Here is a 376-nt window from a genome sequence, read left to right as displayed (position 1 = left end):
GGAAGGATTTGATATGTTTTACTCGTTTTCTAGAGAATAAGTACAATTGTGAGCCTTATGTTGATGAGATTACATCAAACGATATACAAGACTATCTGACCTATCTAAAGGATGAAAGGAAGTATGCTCCTTCAAGCAGAGTGCGAAATCTACATACACTTCGCTCCTTTTTTTCATATGCCTACAATAAAGAAATTGTAGTGAGGAATGTGGCAATTTCCATTGAGAAAATTAAAGTTCAACAGAAAGAGAGAACATATTTGAGCGAGGAAGAAGTGAAGCTATTGGTTCAGACTATCGATCATGACCTAATACGCTTAGTGGTTATTGTATTGTATATGACAGGACTACGTATTTCCGAATGTCTGAATCTCAC

Annotated in this window: 1 protein-coding gene; it reads left to right on the top strand. The window is 35.9% G+C overall.

The window, feature by feature from the left end; genetic code table 11:
* Positions 1 to 8: 8 nt before the first annotated feature.
* Positions 9 to 376, top strand: a 368-nt coding sequence (locus tag SB754_RS19420; RefSeq protein ID WP_410784041.1) for a tyrosine-type recombinase/integrase, incomplete at its 3' end; no start/stop codon positions are given.

This window comes from Leifsonia sp. SIMBA_070, assembly GCF_046534635.1.
Taxonomy (GTDB): domain Bacteria; phylum Actinomycetota; class Actinomycetes; order Actinomycetales; family Microbacteriaceae; genus Leifsonia.
Note: the sequence above shows the minus strand (reverse complement) of the source record. Positions and strands in the feature narration are given on the sequence as shown.